The 19,412-nt window shown below is 71.8% G+C and carries 16 protein-coding genes and 1 pseudogene; 5 read left to right on the top strand and 12 right to left on the bottom strand.

Annotation, left to right across the window (positions count from 1 at the left end; genetic code table 11):
- Positions 1-113: 113 nt before the first annotated feature.
- A pseudogene (locus QRX50_RS25390) lies at positions 114-224 on the top strand (quinone-dependent dihydroorotate dehydrogenase); the annotation flags it as partial.
- Here the strand turns inward: QRX50_RS25390 and atzF are convergent.
- The 9 genes from atzF to QRX50_RS25345 form a co-directional block, all read right to left on the bottom strand.
- Positions 193-1,938 (bottom strand): allophanate hydrolase, encoded by a 1,746-nt coding sequence (gene atzF / locus QRX50_RS25385; RefSeq protein WP_285965685.1) that lies wholly within the window; start codon positions 1,936-1,938, stop codon positions 193-195. The pseudogene QRX50_RS25390 and the gene atzF sit on opposite strands and share 32 nt — an antisense overlap.
- A gap of 348 nt (positions 1,939-2,286) precedes the next feature.
- A complete protein-coding gene (gene pspM / locus QRX50_RS25380; RefSeq protein ID WP_285965684.1) occupies positions 2,287-3,270 on the bottom strand; it encodes a phage shock envelope stress response protein PspM in 984 nt (327 codons plus the stop codon).
- A gap of 35 nt (positions 3,271-3,305) precedes the next feature.
- A complete protein-coding gene (locus tag QRX50_RS25375; RefSeq protein ID WP_285965683.1) occupies positions 3,306-4,151 on the bottom strand; it encodes a PspA/IM30 family protein in 846 nt (281 codons plus the stop codon).
- A 241-nt stretch (positions 4,152-4,392) separates the two neighbouring features.
- Complete coding sequence (locus tag QRX50_RS25370; RefSeq protein ID WP_285965682.1) at positions 4,393-4,863, bottom strand: helix-turn-helix domain-containing protein; 471 nt, start codon at positions 4,861-4,863, stop codon at positions 4,393-4,395.
- 100 nt (positions 4,864-4,963) lie between these two features.
- The gene (locus tag QRX50_RS25365) at positions 4,964-5,455 is read right to left on the bottom strand and encodes a CinA family protein (protein WP_285965681.1); all 492 of its coding nucleotides are present in this window, start codon (positions 5,453-5,455) and stop codon (positions 4,964-4,966) included.
- Entirely contained in the window at positions 5,455-6,165 is a 711-nt protein-coding gene (gene pgsA, locus QRX50_RS25360; RefSeq protein ID WP_285965680.1) for a CDP-diacylglycerol--glycerol-3-phosphate 3-phosphatidyltransferase, read from the bottom strand. The genes QRX50_RS25365 and pgsA overlap by 1 nt, the downstream gene beginning before the upstream one ends.
- Positions 6,162-7,610 (bottom strand): 30S ribosomal protein S12 methylthiotransferase RimO, encoded by a 1,449-nt coding sequence (gene rimO, locus QRX50_RS25355; protein ID WP_285965679.1) that lies wholly within the window; start codon positions 7,608-7,610, stop codon positions 6,162-6,164. Before rimO ends, pgsA begins: the two co-directional genes overlap by 4 nt.
- Before the next feature lie 118 nt (positions 7,611-7,728).
- A complete protein-coding gene (locus QRX50_RS25350; protein ID WP_285965678.1) occupies positions 7,729-10,470 on the bottom strand; it encodes an AAA family ATPase in 2,742 nt (913 codons plus the stop codon).
- A 581-nt stretch (positions 10,471-11,051) separates the two neighbouring features.
- Positions 11,052-13,100, bottom strand: a complete 2,049-nt coding sequence (locus tag QRX50_RS25345) for an acyltransferase family protein (RefSeq protein WP_285965677.1) — start codon at positions 13,098-13,100, stop codon at positions 11,052-11,054.
- Between the two features lie 167 nt (positions 13,101-13,267).
- Between QRX50_RS25345 and QRX50_RS25340 the strand changes: the two genes are divergently transcribed.
- Positions 13,268-13,792, top strand: coding sequence for an amino-acid N-acetyltransferase (locus tag QRX50_RS25340; RefSeq protein WP_285965676.1), 525 nt, complete (start codon positions 13,268-13,270; stop codon positions 13,790-13,792).
- Positions 13,793-13,970: 178 nt separating this feature from the next.
- Positions 13,971-14,597: a nitroreductase family protein gene (locus tag QRX50_RS25335; RefSeq protein ID WP_285965675.1), complete on the top strand. Its 627-nt coding sequence runs from the start codon at positions 13,971-13,973 to the stop codon at positions 14,595-14,597.
- On the opposite strand, the gene QRX50_RS25330 is transcribed toward QRX50_RS25335, so the two are convergent.
- Together QRX50_RS25330 and QRX50_RS25325 are read right to left on the bottom strand one after the other, a co-directional pair.
- Positions 14,598-15,038, bottom strand: coding sequence for a hypothetical protein (locus tag QRX50_RS25330; protein WP_285965674.1), 441 nt, complete (start codon positions 15,036-15,038; stop codon positions 14,598-14,600).
- Positions 15,039-15,082: 44 nt separating this feature from the next.
- Positions 15,083-17,413, bottom strand: coding sequence for a DNA translocase FtsK (locus tag QRX50_RS25325; RefSeq protein WP_285965673.1), 2,331 nt, complete (start codon positions 17,411-17,413; stop codon positions 15,083-15,085).
- On the opposite strand from QRX50_RS25325, the gene QRX50_RS25320 reads away from it, so the two are divergent.
- Positions 17,385-17,648 (top strand): hypothetical protein, encoded by a 264-nt coding sequence (locus QRX50_RS25320; protein ID WP_285974775.1) that lies wholly within the window; start codon positions 17,385-17,387, stop codon positions 17,646-17,648. The two genes, QRX50_RS25325 and QRX50_RS25320, sit on opposite strands and share 29 nt — an antisense overlap.
- Positions 17,649-17,735: 87 nt before the next feature.
- Here the strand turns inward: QRX50_RS25320 and QRX50_RS25315 are convergent, their stop codons facing one another.
- Positions 17,736-18,083 carry a DUF732 domain-containing protein gene (locus QRX50_RS25315; protein WP_285965672.1) on the bottom strand — a complete coding sequence of 116 codons (348 nt, stop codon included), beginning with the start codon at positions 18,081-18,083 and terminating at the stop codon, positions 17,736-17,738.
- 482 nt (positions 18,084-18,565) lie between these two features.
- Between QRX50_RS25315 and QRX50_RS25310 the strand changes: the two genes are divergently transcribed.
- On the top strand, positions 18,566-19,405 hold the full coding sequence (locus QRX50_RS25310; RefSeq protein WP_285965671.1) for a lysophospholipid acyltransferase family protein: 840 nt from the start codon (positions 18,566-18,568) through the stop codon (positions 19,403-19,405).
- Positions 19,406-19,412: the final 7 nt, after the last annotated feature.

Here is a 19,412-nt window from a genome sequence, read left to right as displayed (position 1 = left end):
GATCCCGTCAGCCGGAGGATCGCGGGCCCGGCCGTTGCTGACCGTTCCCGAACATGCGCGCGCCCGACCGAAGCCACAGCCCAGCGGACAAGCCGACGACACTCGACGCCTGACGCCTGCTCGACGCGGGCGCCAGCCTCGTGCAGCTCTACACCGGCTTCGCGCTGCACGGACCGGCTCTCGTGCGCTGCGTCAGCCGGGTGGTCGCAGGCCGGCCGTGCTGACGAAGCGCAGGTAGCCGCGCCACGACTCGTAGCGGTCGAGGTTCGGTGCGCCGCCGGTGGCGGAGGGTGGGCAGAGCACCGCGAGTGGCGTGCTGCCGTCCTCCAGCTCGATGTGGCCGAGCACGAACGGTTTCGGCAGCGCGGCGGCGAATCGGCCGAACGCGGCCGGCGAAAGGCGCCAGAGTTCGCCGTCGATCGTGCCGCTGCCGGGGATCACGCCGGGCTGCGGTGGGTCGGTGTCGAGCAGGACCATGCGGTAGCGCTCGGCGGTCTGGACCGGTGTGACGAACCGCGCGCCGCGCAGGGCGTCGTGCAGGGGCTGGCCGCGCAGGTGTGCGCCGAACACGACCAGGTCGACGCCTTCGGCCGGGTACGGCTCGCGAGCCTGCTCCCCGGTGAGCACGGCGGCGAGGTCGAGTGCGATCTGATCCTCGAACGCCCGCACGGCGATCGTGACGCCGAACGGCCGCTGGTCCCCCGGCGCGACCGGCACGGTCACGGCGGCGAGGTCGAGGACGTTCACGAACGCGCTGTAGGTCCCCAGCCGCGCGCTGACCCCGACCGGGTCGGCCAGCGCCTCGCCGAGGTCCGGGTGGTCGGGCACGGTGGGCAGCAGCAGCGCGTCGCACTCGCCGAGCGCTTCGCGGGCCGCGGCGCGCAGGCGGGCGACCTGGCCGTGGGCGTCGGCGAGCTCGTGGGCCAGATGTGTACCTGCTGCGGCGACGATGCCGGCGACCGTCGAATCGACGCCTTCCGGTTTTCCGGCGAGGACGTCTCCGACCGACGCGTAGCGCTCAGCCACCAGCGCACTGCCGTAGAGCAGTTCCCCGGCTTCGAAGAACACCCCGAGATCGATCGGCTCGATCACCGCGCCGGAAGCCTCCAGCGACGCCACCGCCACGCCGAACGCGCGCCGCGCCGGTCCGGACAACACTGCGAGCCCGGCGTCGTCGGGGATCGCGACGCGCGGCCGCTCCCCCGCGCCGAGCCGGACGTCGGCGGGCCATTCGCGCACGGACGCGTCCTGGCCGTCCGGGCCGCTCAGCACGGCGAGCGCGCGCTGGCCGAGCGTGAGGCTGCTCGCGAACACCGAAACGCAGTCGAACGACGGCGACGCCGGGAAAACGCCGGTCTTCGGCACGAGCCCGAGGGTCGGCTTGAGGCCGACGATGGCGTTCAGCGCGGCGGGTACGCGGCCGGAGCCGGCGGTGTCAGTACCGAGCGCGAGGTCGGCGATCCCGAGCGCGACGGCCACGGCAGAACCGCTGCTGGACCCACCCGCGACCTTCTGGGGGTCGCCGGCCGAAGCCACCGCGCCGTACGGGCTGCGCGTGCCGGCCAGCCCGGAGGCGAACTGGTCGAGGTTCGTCTTGCCCAGCACCACGGCACCCGCGCCGGTGAGCCGCGTGACCGCCGTGGCGCTGGTCACGGGCACCCGCGAAAAACCCGGGCACCCCGCGGTGGTGGGCAGCCCGGCGACGTCGATGAGGTCCTTGACCGCGAGGACGGTCCCGGCCAGCGGGAGGTCCTCCCCGGCGCGGACGCGCTCGTCGACGGCCTTGGCGTCGACCAGCACCTCTTCCAGCGTGCGGAGGCTGATCCAGAGTTCGGGCCGGTCGACCTGCGCGAGGCGTTCGAACGCGGCCACCACCCTCTGGTGTGCGCTGGGCGGCGGGACGGGCACGGGTTCCGGTTCGGGCGGGAGCGTGGTCACGGAGGGTCCTTTCCTCGACGGAACGGAGGAGTCCACTGTGTACGTCCGGCGCCACGGAACCTCAGGCCACGGCGCCGATCCTGGCGGGTGCCACCACTGACTTCATAAGAAAAACGTTAAACCGCACGCGTTTCCGTAACCAGCTGTTTCGCATTACGCCATTGTTTCGGTATTCGGGGAGACTCACCCACCGTCGGCGCAAGGTGACGAAGACTAGGCCGACCGGAAACCCAAACTGCGCCATCCGGCTCGTTCCGGTGCTTTGCGCAGCACGCGGTCACCGCACGGGAATCCGCACACGCGGGAAAAATCACCCGCGGAAACTCCGCCGAACGGCGTGACGAGCCGCTAGGACAGGTCCCGCAACGCCAACGCGAGCCCCGCGAGATGGTCGGTCGCGTCGGTCAGCGCCTGCTTGGACGTGCCCATGCCGTCGCTGCTGGCCGCGACCGCGCGTCCCGCCGCGGCGACGAGGCTGCCGAAGCCTTCGATCCCGTCGTCCAGCTGTTCGCGCAGCTTCGCCACGGCCGCGTCCAGCGCACCGCGCTCACGTTCGGGGGCGGAGTTGCGGCCGCGTTCGATGGCCTGGATGCGTGCGGCGAGGCCCCGCAGGGCGCGAGCCGCTTCCTGGGCCGTGGCGCGGGCGTCGGCCACGGAGACCTCGGGGACGGTGGTGGTGCCCAGCGACGTGGGCACGGACAGCTGTCGCAGCAGCTCGCCGAGGGAGGCTTCGGACTCCGCCAGCCGTTCCATCGGTTCGCGGGCGGCCGAGGCGGCCGGAGGCAGCGGCGGCGGCGCCGCGCTGCTCGCCTGGGGAAGTTCGAGCTTCTTCAGCTGACGCAGCTTCAGGCCGGTCCGCACGCTGAACGTGCCGAACACGACCGTGCCGAACCCCGCGAGCACGGTCTGGGCCACGTCGGTGCCGCCGGCGCCCATCAGGCCCGTGCCGGCAAGCACGGTCAGGACGCCGAGAAAAATCGTGATGAGCAGCCACAGCGTGAGCACCCGCGAGGTGCGGGTGATGCGGCGCTGGTGCTTGGCCGCGGGTTCGTTCCACCGCTGCCACTTCGCACGCGCCTCGGCGACGGCCGGGACCTGCCCGGCCACCTGCGCGAACGCGGTGGGCACGGCGGTCCGGCGCACCACGGGCGGCGCGGGACGCTTCGGCGGGGACGGCTTCTCGGCGGTCTTCCCGCCGGCCTCATCGGCCGGCGGGAAGTACCGCTGCAGCTTCTCCTGGGCACGCTGGGCGTAGTCCGGCAGCTTCTCGATGTGCTTCTCGAGCTTGGCGTTGAACTCGTTGAAGTCCCGCCGTCTACCGCTGCCGGCCATGACCCACCCCCGGAATTCGTCCTCGCGCCCGGCGGTCAGGCCGGGTTCTTGCCCTGCTCGGCCTGCACGCGGGCCTGGATCTCACGCTGGACGTCCGCGCCGCCCGCCGTGCCGGCCGACTTCGCGGCGCCGCCACCGTCGGTAACCTGCGCGACCGAGTCACCGCGCATCGACGCGCGGATCTGCTCCAGGCGCGAGTGGCCGGCCATCTGCGTGGCGGACTCCTGCACCTCGAGCATGCGACCCTGCACCGAGTTCTGCGCCAGCTCGGCCGAGCCCAGCGCGGTGGTGTAGCGCTTCTCGATCTTGTCGCGGACCTCTTCCAGCGACGGCGTGTTGCCCGGCGCGGCCAGCTGGCTCATCTGGTTCAGCGACGCGGAGACCTGCTCCTGCATCTTCGCCTGCTCCAGCTGCGAGAGCAGCTTGGTGCGCTCGGCCAGCTTCTGCTGCAGCATCGTGGCGTTGCGCTCCACGGCCTTCTTGGCCTGGGCCGCGGCCTGCAGCGACTGGTCGTGCAGCGTCTTGAGGTCTTCGATGCTCTGCTCAGCCGTGACGAGCTGCGCGGCGAAGCTCTCCGCCGCGGTCTCGAACTCGGTCGCCTTCTGCTCGTCACCCTTGCCGCGGGCCTCGTCGGCGAGCACCAGGGCCTGCCGGGTCGACGCCTGCAGCTTCTCGACCTCGCCGAGCTGCCGGTTGAGCTTCATCTCCAGCTGGCGCTGGTTGCCGATCACGGAGGCGGCCTGCTGCGTCAGCGCCTGGTGGTTGCGCTGTGCCTCCTCGATGGCCTGCTGGATCTGCACCTTCGGGTCGGCGTGCTCGTCGATTTTCGACGAGAACGACGCCATGAGGTACTTCCAGAACTTCACGAACGGGTTGGCCATCTCCTCCGCCTGCCTTCTTGCGTCCCACGGGCCCTTGAGCTGTCTCGAGGTGGGGCGTCGCTCCCCTAGTTCACAACGTCCCGACCCCGGCGTTGGGTTCCATCGTGTCAGGTCAGCCCGTGCTGTTCCAGGCGACCCCGGGGGAATTCAGGGACGACCCTGATCGATCCTGTGAATACGCGTACGGCCCCGGGGTCACTACCCGGGGCCGTACGCGTACGAAGCGTTTCTCTGCGCGTTCCTAAGCGGCGATCGTGGACGCGAGCTTCGGCGCGCCGATCGTGGTCCGCAGCTGGGTGTTCATCCGAGGAGCGGGCGAAAGCCGCAGGTCGGACAAGTCGTCGCCGACCAGCTCGGAGACCAGGCGGCCGCCTTCGAACCCGCTCGCCGACGCGGTGGCTTCCCGCTCCGCCGGCACGGTCTCCCGCGGAGCGCCGTCGACCACGCGCTCGTCGACCGGAGCGACCTCCACCGACTCGAGGGCCGTCACGTCGGCCGCGACCTTGTGGAGCAGCTCGCCGAGCGGAAGGTCCAGGGCGTCGCAGATGGAAGCCAGCAGCTCGCTTGAGGCCTCCTTCTGACCGCGCTCGACCTCGGACAGGTAGCCGAGACTCACCCTGGCGGCGCGGGAGATGTCACGCAGCGTTCGACGCTGGTTGGTGCGGGCATGACGGAGCCGATCACCGATCGCCTCACGCAACAGCACGGTCATCACGCGCCTCCCTTCCCGAACTGGTGCCTCCTACGTTACCCAGAGCGGCGCCCCGAGCGCAGGACTTGACACGTGCGTCCGCCAAGGGCGAACGCCCCATTCAGTGTAGATGTTCCCCGAGCAGGGCAAACGCCGAACGCACCGACGCGGTCCTGATCATGTCCCGGTCACCGGTCTCCGCCAGAGTACGGACGATTCGCGTCGAGGGCCCGCTGAGCCCGATGTACACGGTGCCCGGAGACACCCCGTCCTGGGCGGTCGGGCCCGCGACGCCGGTCAGCCCCAGGCCCCACGTGGCGCCGCAGCGCTCGCGCGCGCCGTCGGCCAGCTGCGCCGCCACCTCGGGGTGCACGGCGCCGTGCTCGGCCAGCAGCTGCTCGTCGACACCCGCCAGCACGGCCTTCAGCTCCGTGGCGTAGACGACGAGCCCGCCGCGCAGCACCACGCTCGCGCCCGGGATGCGGGCGACGGTGGCGCACACCAGCCCGGCGGTCAGCGACTCGGCCGTGGCCACGGTCTCCCCGCGCCGGGTCAGGACGGCCACCAGCTGCGCGGCCACCCCATCGAGTTCCACCCCGCCGCGCTCGGCCATCAAGCGCCCGTCGCCCGGCGGCCCGCCGCGCGCAGGCGGATCGCGCGGATCAGGTAGTCGACGCCGGTGACCACGGTCAGCAGCACCGCGAGCCCCATCAGCACCCAGCGCACCGGTTCGGCCCCGGCCGGCAGGGGCAGCAGGTAGACGACGATGGCCAGGATCTGCGTCATCGTCTTGGCCTTGCCGCCGCGGCTCGCTGGGATGACACCGTGACGAATCACCCAGAAGCGCAGAAGTGTGACACCGATCTCCCTGACCGCGATCACGATCGTGACCCACCACGGCAGCTCGCCCAGCACGCTGAGCCCGACGAGCGCGGCGCCGATGAGCGCCTTGTCGGCGATGGGGTCGGCGATCTTGCCGAAGTCGGTGATCAGGCCGTACTTGCGGGCGACCCAGCCGTCGACCTGGTCGGTGGCCGAGGCGATGACGAACAGGCCGGTGGCGATCGCGCGCCACGTGGTGTCCACGCCGTCGCCGGCGAAGAGCGCGAGGACGAACAGCGGCACCAGCACCAGCCGCGAGAGCGTGAGCAAGTTCGCGACGTTCAGCGTCGGGACGGGCGTCGGTTCGGGTACGGCAGGCTCGGGCATGCGAGCGGCCCCCGTTTCAGCAGGCACCTCGTGGGGCTGGGGGGCCGCGCCCTGGGACGACACCTCCGCGGCGCGGGTCATGCCCTCGCCGGCGTCGCTGGGTGCGGCACTCACCGGTCCGCGTCCGGCACCGGGCGGACGATCAGGTCGACCCCGGCGGAGTCGACGACCTCGCAGCGCACCAGATCGCCCACCTCGACGGCGGCGCGGTCCGGGTCTTCGAGGATCACGCACTCGCCGTCGACCTCGGGCGCCTGGTGGGCGGCCCGGCCGACGGCGTCGTCGCCGTCCTCGGCCGGTTGCTCCACCAGGACGTCCACGAACGTGCCGATGCGATCCTCGGCCCGCTGGGCGGTGAGCTCTTCGACCAGCGCCGAGATCCGGGTGACACGCTCGGTGACCACGGCGGGGTCGAGCTTGCCGTCGAAGGTCTCGGCCTCCGTGCCGTCCTCGTCGGAGTAGCCGAACACGCCGACGGCGTCGAGGCGCGCGCCGGTGAGGAAGCGTTCGAGCTCCGCGAGGTCGTCCTCGGTCTCGCCGGGGAAGCCGACGATCACGTTGGTGCGGATCCCGGCCTCCGGCGCGTACTCGCGGATCTGCTCGGTGAGCGCGAGGAACGAGTCGGTGGACCCGAACCGGCGCATCCGGCGCAGCACCTGCTCGCTCGAGTGCTGGAAGGACAGGTCGAAGTAGTCGGCGACGCCCGGCGTGGTCGCGATGGCCTTCACCAGCTGCGGCCGCGTCTCGGCGGGCTGCAGGTACGACACGCGCACGCGGTCGATGCCCTCGACCTCGGCCAGGCGCGGCAGCAGCAGCTCCAGTGCGCGCGTGCCGTCGCGGCCGAAGTCCTTGCCGTAGGAGGTGGAGTTCTCGCTGACGAGAAACAGCTCCTTCACGCCGTTCTCCGCGAGCCACTGCGCCTCGGCGACGATCTCCTCCGGCTGACGAGAGACGAACGAGCCGCGGAACGACGGGATGGCGCAGAACGAGCAGCGCCGGTCGCAGCCGGACGCGATCTTCAGCGCGGCCACGGGCGAGTCGTCGAGCCGAGTGCGCAGCACCCGCGGGCCCCAGCCGCGCTGGGCGTGCCCGGGGACCTCCACGGTCTCGGCGGCAGCGGGCCGCTGAACCGGGCTGATCGGCAGCAGCTTGCGCCGGTCCGACGGCGTGTGCGACGCGACCGTGCGGCCCGCCACGACGTCGTCGAGGCGGTCGGACAGCTCGGCGTAGTGGTCGAACCCGAGCACGGCGTCGGCCTCGGGCAGGCTCTCGGCCAGCTCCGTGCCATAGCGCTCCGCCATGCACCCGACGGCCACGACCTTGCGGCCGGTGTCGGACGCGGCGAGCAGCGTGTCGACCGAGTCCTTCTTCGCCGACTCCACGAAGCCGCACGTGTTCACCACGACCACGTCAGAGTCCTCGGGGTCCGCCGCCAGCTCCCAGCCCCCGGCCGCGAGCCGTCCGGCCAGCTCCTCGGAGTCGACCTCGTTGCGGGCGCAGCCCAGGGTCACGAGGGAGACACGACGACTGCGGGCTGGCTCAGTGGTGGGAGAAGGCACGACGTTCAGGGTAGCCGCCGCACCCACGCCGGTCGGCGACGGCGTCACCCAGTGCGGTGGCCCGGCCCCGCCGGTGGGCGGGCTTTCCTGCTCCCCCACCGGCGGCGCGCGCCGAAGCTCACCCGTGCGGGGGCAGATCCGCCGGCGTCAGGAGCGTCAGCTCGGCGTCGTCGACGGACTCCAGGTCGACGTCCGGGCCGGCCAGCCGCAGCGCCTGCGCGGCGATCGCCTGCTCCAGCAAGCCACGCGCCGAGCGGCCGTTGGCGAAGCCGCTGCCGCGGTCGAGCCCGGCCATGACCGCGGGCAGCGCCGCGGCGAGCTCGGGGGCGAGCCGGTAGCCGCGCTGGGTGGTCATCGCCGTGAAGATCGCGGCGAGCTGCTCGTCGGTGTAGTCCGCGAACTCGACGGTGCCGCCGAAGCGCGAGCGCAGGCCGGCGTTGACGTCGAGGAAGCGGTCCATGTCGGCGGGGTAACCGGCCGCGATGACGATCAGGTCGTCGCGGTGGTTCTCCATCTGGACCAGCAGCTCGGCGACGGCTTCGTCGCCGTAGTCCGCGCCGCCGCTGCCGTAGACCTGCACGAGGTTGTAGGCCTCGTCGATGAACAGCACGCCGCCGAGCGCGCGTTCGCACACCTCGCGCGTCTTGGGCGAGGTCTGGCCGAGGTACTCCCCGACCAGGTCCGGCCGCGCGACCTCCACCAGGTGCCCGGACGACAGCAGCCCCAGCTCCCGGTACAACCGCCCCATCAGCCGCGCGACGGTCGTCTTCGCCGTGCCCGGGTTTCCGGTGAAGACGAGGTGGCGGCTGCTCGCCCCGACGGGCAGCCCGGCCTTGCGCCGCCGCGCGTCCATCCGCGCCCCGGCGACGAGCGCGCGCACGCGTTCCTTCACGGCGTCGAGGCCGATCATGCCGTCGAGCTCGGCGAGCAGGTCGTCCAGACCGCGGCGCGGGCCGGCGTCGTCCGTGACGGCGACGCCGGATTCGCCGCGGTCCGGCAGGTCGGCGGCGACCAAAGTGGACAGTGCGGACGCGGGGGCGTCCGGTTGCGCCGCGAGGCGGGCCGACTGCTTGCCGATCGTCGTCTCCAGCACGCCGCGCGCGGAGCGGCCGTTGGCGAAGCCGCGGCCCCGCGGGATCTGCCGCATGGCCTCGGGCAGCTGGGCCAGCAGGTCGTCGGCGAGGTCGTAGCCCTGGCCCTTGGCGAGCACGCGGTAGATGCCGGCCAGCTCGTCGGCGGTGTAGTCGGGGAACTCGATCTTGGAGGCGAAGCGCGAACGCAGGCCCGGGTTCGTCTCCAGGAACCCGTCCATCTCCTTCGGGTAACCGGCGGCGAAGACGATGAGGTCGTCGCGGTGGTTCTCCATCTGGAGCAGGAGCTCGGCGACGGCTTCGCGGCCGTAGTCGTCGTCCTTGTCCAGCGCGAGGCTGTAGGCCTCGTCGATGAAGAGCACCCCGCCGGACGCGCGTTCGCACACCGCGCGGGTCTTCTTCGACGTCTCGCCGACGTACTCGCCCACCAGGTCCGGCCGCGCGACCTCGACGACGTGGCCCTTCGGCAGCATCCCGAGCGCCTGGTAGATCTTGCCGACCAGTCGTGCGACGGTCGTCTTCGCCGTGCCCGGGTTCCCGGTGAGCACGAGGTGCCGGCTGCGGGTGGCCACGGGCAGGCCCGCGTCGCGGCGCCGGGCGTCGATCTGGGCCTCGGCGACCAGCGCGCGCACGCGCTGTTTCACCGAGTCGAGCCCGATCATCCCGTCCAGCTCGGCGAGCAGCTCCTCGATCGGGCGCCCACCCCGCTGCTGGGCCGCCGCGACGAGCGGCGCGAGGTGCTGCGGCGCCAGGTGGATCCGGCCGTCCGCCGACGGACCGCTCGCGACGGCTTCGCGTCCGGCCGCATCCAGCAGGGCTTCGACGCCGCGCGCACCCGCGGAGAGGTTCGCCAGCTGCGCCAGCCGGTCGCGGACGTCCGGGGGCAGGACGAAGGACCGTTCGGCCGCGACGACGTCCAGCAACGCGGCCGCGTGCGCGGGCCGGGTGAACCGCGGCATCCGGTACTGCAGCACGGAGGAAAGCAGGTCCGGCGCCTCGGTGCGCAGCCGCTCGACCGCGCGCTCGGTGCCCGCGAGCACGAGCAGGCGGCAGCTGCTTTGGTCGTGCGCGTAGTCCCGCAGTGCCCGCACGACGCCGGTGAGATCCTTCTCCAAGAGCGGCTCGACGTCTTCGACGAGGATCATCGCCGGATCGGTGCACCGCGAGACGAACCGGCGCAGCGCGTCGCCGGCCGAGTCGTCGTCGCCCAGCACCTCGGCCGCGCCGACCGTGACGAAGTCCTCGAAGCTGACCTCGGCCGCGCCGAGCGCGTCACGAACCGACCGCCACAACCGGCGCTGCCCGGTGTGCGGCTCACCGACGAGCAGCACGAGCGGGTTCGGCTGGCGCGTGCCGGAACCGTTGCGGCGCTCCCATTCCTGGTACGCGACGGTCCACTCGGCATGCGCCTTCTCGTACCGCTCCTGCTCTTTGCGGCCCCACACCCGGTTGCCGGCGGCGAGCAGGTCGAAGGTCGTGGAGCGGGTGTTGCGGGCGAGGTCGTCGAGGAGCCCGCCCTTCTTGCCCTTGGGCTGTTCCGGTTCCCGCGGCGGCGGTTCACCCGAGCCACCCTGGCCGTGCCGGGTGCGGTCGGCCCACGAGACGACCTGCACCACCCGGCTCACGAACTCGGCCGCCGACTCGTCCCCGGAGACGAACGACCCGCCGGCGAAGTTCTCCACCCGGATGGGGCTTTCCTCCGGACGCGCGGGCATCGGCGGCGCGACGGGACCGGCCGGACGGCTCTGCTGCGTGGGTTGGGCGGGCAACGGCGCGGACTGGACCGGCGGTGGCGTCGGTTGAGCGGGGATCGGCCCGGACTGGACCGACATCGGCACGGATCGACCCGGCCACGGCTGCGCGGGCACCGGCCCGGACTGAACCGGGGGCGCGGGCGGAAAGCCCGACTGCACCGGCGGAGGCCCGGTCTGGACCGGTGGTGCGGGCGGCGGCCCGGAAGGCATCGGCCGTCCGCCTTGCCCACCCGGAGCACCAGGGCCGGCGGGCGGCACGAACTGTCCCGTCCCGCCACCTCGGCCCGGCTGCCCCTGACCTTGACCCGGCCGTCCGCCTCCGGGCGGCGGCACCATCCGCGTTCCGGCCCGGTAAGCCGGATCCGGCGGCACCACTCCGAACTGCCACGCACCACCCGGTCGTAGCCACTGCCACGGCTGTCCCGGCACCAGCAGCCACGAAGTGCCGTCCGGCCCGGCCAGCAATGTCGTCCGGCCCGCCGCCGCCTCGGCCTGGGCGGCCTGGAACGCGTCCCACCCCGCGCGTGTCATCTCCCCCGCTTCCCCCTGTCGATCTTCCGGTGCCGCAGCATACGGGGATCAGGGAACCAGGGCGATCACCACTTCAGGGCGGCCTTCACCTGCTTGTCGGCGATGGGTGCCAGCGTGGTCAGAAAAGTGGCGGTGAGGTGGTTGTCGTCCATGTACACCAGCACGTTGCCGACCACGGGCGGGCAGGTTTCCTTGTCGCAGAAGTAATCCGTGAAGTCCAGGAACGACACATTGCCCGGCACGCCGCGCGTGTCCGTGTACGACGGCGCGGCGGGCTGCACGGCGTCGCGGTCGAGCACGCACGCCGGGTTGGCCGGCCCCTGCTGCGCGACACAGGCGGCCATGCTGAACGCGAACCGCGGGTTGTCACGCAGGGCCACCACCGGGATGCCGGCCTTGTCCATCACCGACCACTGGTTCACGAAGCCCGCCGGGGTCGTCTCGGGGACGCCCGCGTGGGTGTTCACGCTCGCCAGCGTGACCACGGCGTCGGGGCGCATCGCGACGATCTCGTCGGCGGCGGCCTTGTTCCAGTCCATGCAGGCCTGGTCGCCGGGCATGAGGTCGGCGTTGCTGGAGAACGGGCACGCGCCCTTGAGCATCGACGTCACGGCCCAGCCCTCGGTCTGCACCATCGGCAGGAACGCGGCGAGGTACTGCTGCATGTGCGAGTCGCCGACGAGGACCACGCGCTTCTTGGGCGGGCCGTCGGGGTTCTGCGTGCAGACCTTCAGTTCCTCGTTGCGCGGTGACATCGTGCACTTGTCGTCGGGGATGCCGGCCCAGTCTTCGGGCAGCTTCAGCGTCGGCGGCACGATCGAGGGCTCCGCCGAACCGCGGTAGACGAACCCGGGCGCGTGCGCCGCGGCGCCGGGGTGGTCGGCGTCCGCGAGCGAGATCGTGTAGTTGGCCTGCGCCGAGGTGTACGTGCCCCACACGCCGGCCGCGATCAGCACCGGCGCCAGCGCGAGGATGCCGAACCGGTAGGCGCCCCAGCGCTTCACGGTGCCGATCTTCGAGAGCCGGATCGGGTTCTCGATGAAGTGGTAGGTGAGGATCGAGAGCACGAACGACGCGCCGATCACCACCGCGCCGCCGAGCAGCCCGACGGCCGCGCGGTCGCGCACGACCAGGTAGAACACCAGCACCGGCCAGTGCCACAGGTACAGCGAGAAGCTCAGGTTGCCGAGGTAGCCCAGCGGTTTCGAGCTGAGCCAGCGGTCGGCGCCGAAGACGGTGTTCGTCTGGCCGGCCACGAGCACGAGCCCGGCCGAGAGCGTCGGCCACAGGGCGATCCAGCCGGGGAACACGGAGTCGACGCGCAGCACGATGCCGCACAGCACCAGCCCGGCCACGCCGATCCACCCGAGCACCACGCGCAGGCTCCGCGGCAGCGTAAACGCGTCGAGGAACATCACCATCAGCCCGCCGAGCGCGAACTCCCACACGCGGGTGAGGCCGTGGAAGTAGGCGAGCGGCTGGTCGACCGCGGTGAGGTACACCGAGTACGCCAGCGAGGCCACGAACAGCGTGATGAGCAGCGTGTTCACGGTGTGGCGCAGCGACAGCCCGAGGCGGCGCACGAGGAAGCCGAGCGCGACGAAGATCAGCGGCCACAGCAAGTAGAACTGGCCCTGGATCGACAGCGACCAGAAGTGCTGGACCAGGCTCGCGCTGTTGTGCTGGGCGAAGTAGTCGACGGAGTCGGCGGCCAGCTGCCAGTTCTCGTAGAACAGCGCGGAGGCGAAGACCTCGCGGATGGTCTGGAACCAGCGGTCCGCGGGCAGCAGCAGCGTGGAGACGACCACGACCGTCAGCAGCACGGTCATCGCGGCCGGGAAGAGCCGCTTGATCATCCGGCCCCACATCGGCCGCAGCTCGATCTTCCCGCGCAGCAGCGCGCGGTAGAGCTGGCCCGTGATCAGGAAGCCAGACACGAGGAAGAAGACGTCGACGCCACCGGAGATCCGGTCGAGCCACACGTGGTAGACCACGACCAGCAGCGAGGCCAGGGCTCGCACGCCCTGCAGCTCGGGCCGGAAGCGGCTCTGCGCCGCGGTGGGCGCCGGAGGCTGACCGGGTCGTTCGGGGGCGACCACGGTGGTCCCGGACATGCACTTCCTCCCCATGAGGCCACCTGGGGCGGCCGCATGTTCTGAGCGGCTACTGATCGGTCGGGGCGTGCAATAGCTATACGTGAACGCTCTTCCGCTCGCGCAGCCGGGGTACCTCGATCGAGCCGTCCGGGGCGCTGGGCACCGCGATCGATATCTTGGACCGTGTGCCCCCTGACTCCGTCCGACCCACCGTCCGCCGCGCGCGCATAGCCGACGTCCGCAAGATCAAAGCCCTGGTCGACGCCGACGCCGGCCGCGTGCTGCTCGAGAAAGACCTGGTCACGCTGTACGAGGCGATCCAGGAGTTCTGGGTGGCGGTGGACGAGGACGGCACCGGCGACGAGGACGTGCTCGGCGCCGCCGCGCTGCACGTGCTGTGGGAGGACATCGCCGAGCTGCGCACGGTCGTGGTCGACAAGGCCGCGCGCGGCCGGGGCATCGGTCACGCGTTGGTGGGCCGGCTCGTCGACGAGGCGCGCGACCTGGGCCTCAAGCGCCTGTTCGTACTGACCTTCGAGACCGGCTTCTTCCTGCGCCACGGCTTCGTGGAGATCGACGGCACGCCCGTGTCACACGAGGTCTACGAGGAGATGCGCCACTCGCTCGACCCGGGCGTCGCGGAGTTCCTCGACCTGCCCTACGTCAAGCCGAACACCCTGGGCAACTCGCGCATGCTGCTGGAGTTCTAGACCGGCCCGGGCTCGCGATGAGACGTGCCAGGGCGCGGCCTCGTCCGGAAAGCCGAAAATCTCGGACCCTTCGCTCACGCTCCCGCGGTTGCGGGCGCGCGCCGGCCGCCCGGCGGCGAAGATCGAGTGCGGCCGCCACGGCGGCCGAGCCGATCTTCGCCTGCGACAGGGAGCCCTGATGGGGTTCGACCACGTCCTGACCACCACGCCGTCGGTGCGGCGCAAGCTGGACCTGCGGCGTCCGGTGGAGAACGAGGTGCTCGCCGAGTGCCTCGAGCTGGCGCTGCACGCGCCCGCGCCCGGCAACCAGCGGTCGTGGCGCTGGCTCGTCGTGCGCGACCAGGACGTTAAGAACCGCCTGGGCGAGCTGTTCCGCCGCGTCGGCCTGGCGTACCTGGAGCAGCACGCGGACGTCGCCGCCGCCGACCCGGCCATGGCCCGCTCGGTCGCCTCCGGCCGCCACCTGATCGACGTGATCGAGCAGGTCCCGGTGTTCGTCGTGCCGTGCGTCGAAGGCCGCACGACCGGCGCGAACGTGGCCGACGCGGTGCTCTACGGCGGCATCTTCCCGGCCGTGTGGAGCTTCCAGCTGGCGCTGCGCTCGCGTGGCCTGGGCTCGACGCTCACCACGTACCACCTGCAGACCGAGGCCGAGGCGGCCGAGATCCTGGGCGTGCCCGAGGGGTACACGCAGGCCTGCCTGCTGCCCGTCGCCTACACGACCACGACGGACTTCAAGCCGACCCCGCGCCGTCCCCTGTCGGAGGTCGCCTACCTCGACCACTGGGGCAAGTCGCTCGGCTGATCAGCTCACCCGCAGCGTGATCCGCTCGCCCGCGCGGCTCACGTCGACGAGCTCGACGTGAGCCGCCGCGTACGTCAGGTCGTGGGGCCCGCGCCGGCCGGTGTGCAGCTGCGCCGCGGTCTGCTCCCCGCGCCCCGGCTGGCTCAGCTGGATGGCCACGACAGCGTCGCCCGACCACACGCACGTGACGTGCTCCGAGCAGCGCGAGTCCTCGACCAGACGCGTGTACCGCACGGTCAGGTCCTTGGTGCTCAGCTGCGCCTCCTGGCCGGCCCTGAGCGTCACGTCCCGCCCCGGCTCCGCCGGCACGGTCCCCGCCGCCGCGGCCCGCGGCGCCCCGCCCGCCCCGTCGAGCGTGTGCGCGAGCGCCACCGAACTCCCCGCACCCACCGCGAGCACGGCGACGGTCCCGATGGCCAGAGCGAGCTTGTGCGCGTCCATGTGATCAGGACGGAAGGATCACCGGTCCCGGTTGCACGGGCGCGTCAGAAGTCCTCGTCGTCCGAGTCTCCGGCCGGAGCGTCGCCGCCGCGGATCATGAACAGGACGCCCTCCAGTTCTTCCGGCTTGATGAGGACGTCGCGGGCCTTCGAGCCCTCCGACGGGCCTACCACGCCGCGGCTTTCGAGCAGGTCCATGAGGCGGCCGGCCTTGGCGAAGCCGACGCGGAGCTTGCGCTGAAGCATGGACGTGGAGCCGAACTGCGAGGTGACGATGAGCTCGGCCGCCTGGAGCAGCACGTCGAGGTCGTCGCCGATGTCGGAGTCGATTTCCTTCTTCTCGCCCGCCTTGGCGGCCGTGACGCCGTCGGTGTAGTCGGGCTGGGCCTGGTCCTTGGCGAACGCGACGACGGCCGCGATCTCCTCGTCGCCCACGAACGCGCCCTGGATGCGCACCGGCTTGCCCGCGCCCATCGGCAGATACAAGGCGTCGCCCATGCCGATGAGCTTCTCGGCGCCCGGCTGGTCGAGGATGACCCGCGAGTCGGTGAGCGACGAGGTGGCGAACGCCAGGCGCGAGGGCACGTTGGTCTTGATCAGGCCGGTGACGACGTCGACCGACGGCCGCTGCGTGGCCAGCACCAGGTGGATGCCCGCGGCGCGCGCCTTCTGCGTGATGCGCACGATCGCGTCTTCCACGTCGCGGGGCGCGGTCATCATGAGGTCGGCCAGCTCATCGACGATCGCCATGATGTACGGGTACGGCCGGTACTCGCGCTCGCTGCCCGGCGGCGCCGTGATCTCGCCCGAGCGGACCTTCCGGTTGTAGTCGTCGATGTGGCGGACCTTGTTGACCTGCATGTCCTGGTAGCGCTGCTCCATCTCCTCCACCAGCCAAGCCAGCGCGGCGGCGGCCTTCTTCGGCTGGGTGATGATGGGCGTGATCAGGTGCGGGATGCCTTCGTACGGCGTGAGCTCGACCATCTTCGGGTCGATGAGGATCATGCGGCACTCGTCCGGCGTCGCGCGGGCGAGCAGCGACACCAGCATCGAGTTGACGAAGCTCGACTTACCGGAACCGGTCGAGCCCGCCACCAGCAGGTGGGGCATCTTCGTGAGGTTCGCCGTGACGAAGTGGCCCTCGATGTCCTTGCCGAGGCCGATCACCATCGGGTGGTTGTCCTTGACCGTGGACGGCGCGCGCAGCACGTCGCCCAGGCGCACCATCTCGCGGTCCGAGTTCGGCACCTCGATGCCGACGGCCGACTTGCCGGGGATGGGCGCGAGCAGCCGGACGTTGTCCGTGGCCACGGCGTACGCGATGTTCTTCGTGAGCGCCGTGATCTTCTCGACCTTCACGCCCGGGCCGAGCTCGACCTCGTAGCGGGTGACCGTGGGGCCACGGGTGAAGCCGGTGACCTGCGCGTCGATGCTGAACTGGTCCAGCACGCCGGTGATCGCCTCGATCATGGCGTCGTTGGCCTTGCTGCGGGACTTCGGTACGTCGCCGAGCTTCAGCAGATCGGGTGACGGCAGCTGGTAGTCGCCCTCGACGGTCCGCGTCATCGCCATCGGCGGCTCCGGCGCCTTCTTCGGCTTCTTCTCCGGCACCTCTTCGGCGGGCTTCGGCTTGGGCGGGCGCACCGGCATCGGTGGCTCTGCGAGCATCGCATCGAGGTCGAGCTGCTCGCCCTCGGCGTCGGCGCTGCTCTGGCGCCGGCGCGACGGCTTGCGCAGCCGCACGGCCTTCGGGTCGGCCTCGACGACCTCGTCGGCCTCCGGTTCCGCGGTGTCGCCCTCGAGGTCAGCCAGCTCGTCCTCGTCGAGGCCCCACGTGCGCAGGCGGTGCGGGATCTCGCGCACAGGCGTGCCGGTGAACACCAGCACGCCGAACAGCAGCGCCAGGATCAGCAATGGCACGGCGACCCACGTGGTGACACCCTTGGTGAGCAGCCCACCGGAGAACAGCCCGATGATGCCGCCGGCGTACATGCGGCCGTCGTTGGTTTCGGGCAGCGCCGTGAAGATGTGCAGCATCCCCAGCACGGACAGCACGACCAGCAAGGTGCCGATCACCATCCGCGGCCGAGTCTCGGGGTTCGGCTCCGACCGCATCAACGCGACCGCCACCACGACCAGGACCAGCGGCAACGTGACCGCGCCCGCGCCCAGCACCGTGCGCGTCGCGACCTCCACGGCCGCGCCGATCGGCCCCGCGGCCCGCCACCACACGCCCACGGCCGCGATGATCGCCAGCGCGATCAGCCCCAGCGCCAGCCCGTCCCGGCGGTGTTCCGGCTCCAGCTCGCGCGTGCGCCCGACCGTGCGGGCCAGCGAGCCCACACCCTTGGCCACCAGGTTCCACGTGCCGCGCACCCCGCGCCCGAACGCGCCGGACTTCGCCTTCCCCCGCCTCGGCGCGGGCTTGCGCGCCGTGCTCCTCGGCCGCGCCCCGGAGGAACGCGACCCGCCCGACCCCGACGAGCGCGCCCCGGAACCCCCGGACGACCGCGGCTTCGCCGGCGTGCGCGAACCACGCGCCGGTGCCTTCCCGCCGCTTGCCGCCGTGCTCCGCTTCCTCGTCGCCGACCCAGACATGCCTCCACGGTAACGGCCCGGGACCGATAGTCCCACGCGCCACTCTCAGCGCAGGTGAAACATTCGTCTCGGATGCCCCGCGGACCTGGTGGATCTCCGCTCAGCAGAGCATCTGTGCCGTCGCGACGATCCGCTCGGCCTTCGCCTGGTCGACCGACACGTCCGCGCCGATGAAGTACCAGGTCGCGCTCGCCAGCACGGCCGCGTGTTCCGTGCCCCGCGCGAGGTCGGCGCACAGATCGTGCGCGTGCACGACCGCACGCGCCTGGTTGGTGACGAGGCCGGGATCGATCGAACCGAGGGCCGCGAGGTAGGCCCGCTCGCGCGGTCCGATCGCGACGGACCGAGGCGAAGGCGAGGGCGTCGGCGCCGGCGCCGGGGCGGGGTCCGGGCTGCCGCAGGCGGCGAGGAGGACCAGCGCGGTGGGGATCAGGACGAATTTGCGCACGGCCGCTACAGCGTGGGGGCGCGCGGGTTCGTTACGGAGCCGAGGTGACGCGGTGAACCACCCTTGATCCGGGCCGGCCTGGCGGCGCTCGGTGAACACCGGTCAGCGTTCTCGGTGATCTGGCCGAAGACCCTGGCGGCCGTAACGCTCCAGGCACCTGGGCGACCTCGGGAACGTCGCGGTGCCAGTCGAGATTGCGCACGACCGCAGCGATGCGGACGCCCGGGCTGGGCGAAGCGACACCAACGACCAGCGCGTGGGCGTAGCGCAGCGTCGCGGCGGTCCGCTCACAACACCAGCTCGGCGGACGAACCGTGGTCGGGACCGCCCAGTTCCCCATCACAGCGAGCACGTCAGCGCGCCGTTCCGGATCTTGACCACCCACGCGTAGCTGCGATAGCCGTCGCGCGCGCTGCCAACACCTCCGCACTGCTCCGAACCACCCCCTCGGCCCGAGATCCACCCCATGACAAACTCTGCCCATGTTCGCGCTGCAACAGGACGACTTCCCGGCCCCGCGTCGTGCCCCGGCGATCTGGCGGACGATGCTCAACATCGACCGCGGGCTGGTCAACCTCGTGGGCCGGCTCACCGTGTCGGGGGCGGTGCCGCGGGAGCTGCGGGGGCGGCCGTTGCTGATGGCGGCGAACCACATCGGCGTGTTCGACGCGTTAGTGCTGATGGCGGCGTGCAAGCGGATCGGCATCAACCCGCGGTTCATGCTGGCCGGGGGGATCCTGGACGCGCCGGTGATCGGTCCGGCGTTGCGCGTGAGCGGGCACCTGCGGGTGGACCGCAAGCACGCGGCGACGGCCATCGGGCAGTTCGCCGAGGCCGTGGAGGAACTGAAGACCACGCGGGAGCCGATCATCGTCTACCCGGAGGGCCGGATCAGCCACGACCCGGGCCTGTGGCCGGAGCGCGGCAAGACGGGGGCGGCGCGCCTGGCGCTGGCCGCGGGTGTGCCGGTGATCCCGATCAGCCAGTGGGGCGCGCACGAGGCCGTGTACTGGGGCACTGAGACCGTGAACGGGCCGGCCGACCTGGTGCCGCTCGCCCGTTCTGGCCTGAGCGCGCCGCTGCGCCGGCCGAAGTTCAAGGTGCACTTCGGGGCGCCGGTGGACCTGTCGGATGTCGAACCGGAGCGCCCGGGCGCCGGCGTGCGCGCGCACGCGAAGATCATGCAGGCGATCACCGACGGCATGGTGCCGCTGCGCCGCGACGAGCCCGTGCGGCCGCGGTTCAACGACCCGACACGGCCGACGGACACCGTGAGCCCGTGGAAGCCGGGACCGCCCACCCCTCGGACATCACAGTCCTGAACCCGCG

Source organism: Amycolatopsis sp. 2-15 (assembly GCF_030285625.1).
GTDB lineage: Bacteria > Actinomycetota > Actinomycetes > Mycobacteriales > Pseudonocardiaceae > Amycolatopsis > Amycolatopsis carbonis.
The sequence above is the reverse complement of the archived record's forward strand: the minus strand, read 5'-3'. Positions and strand labels throughout refer to the sequence as shown.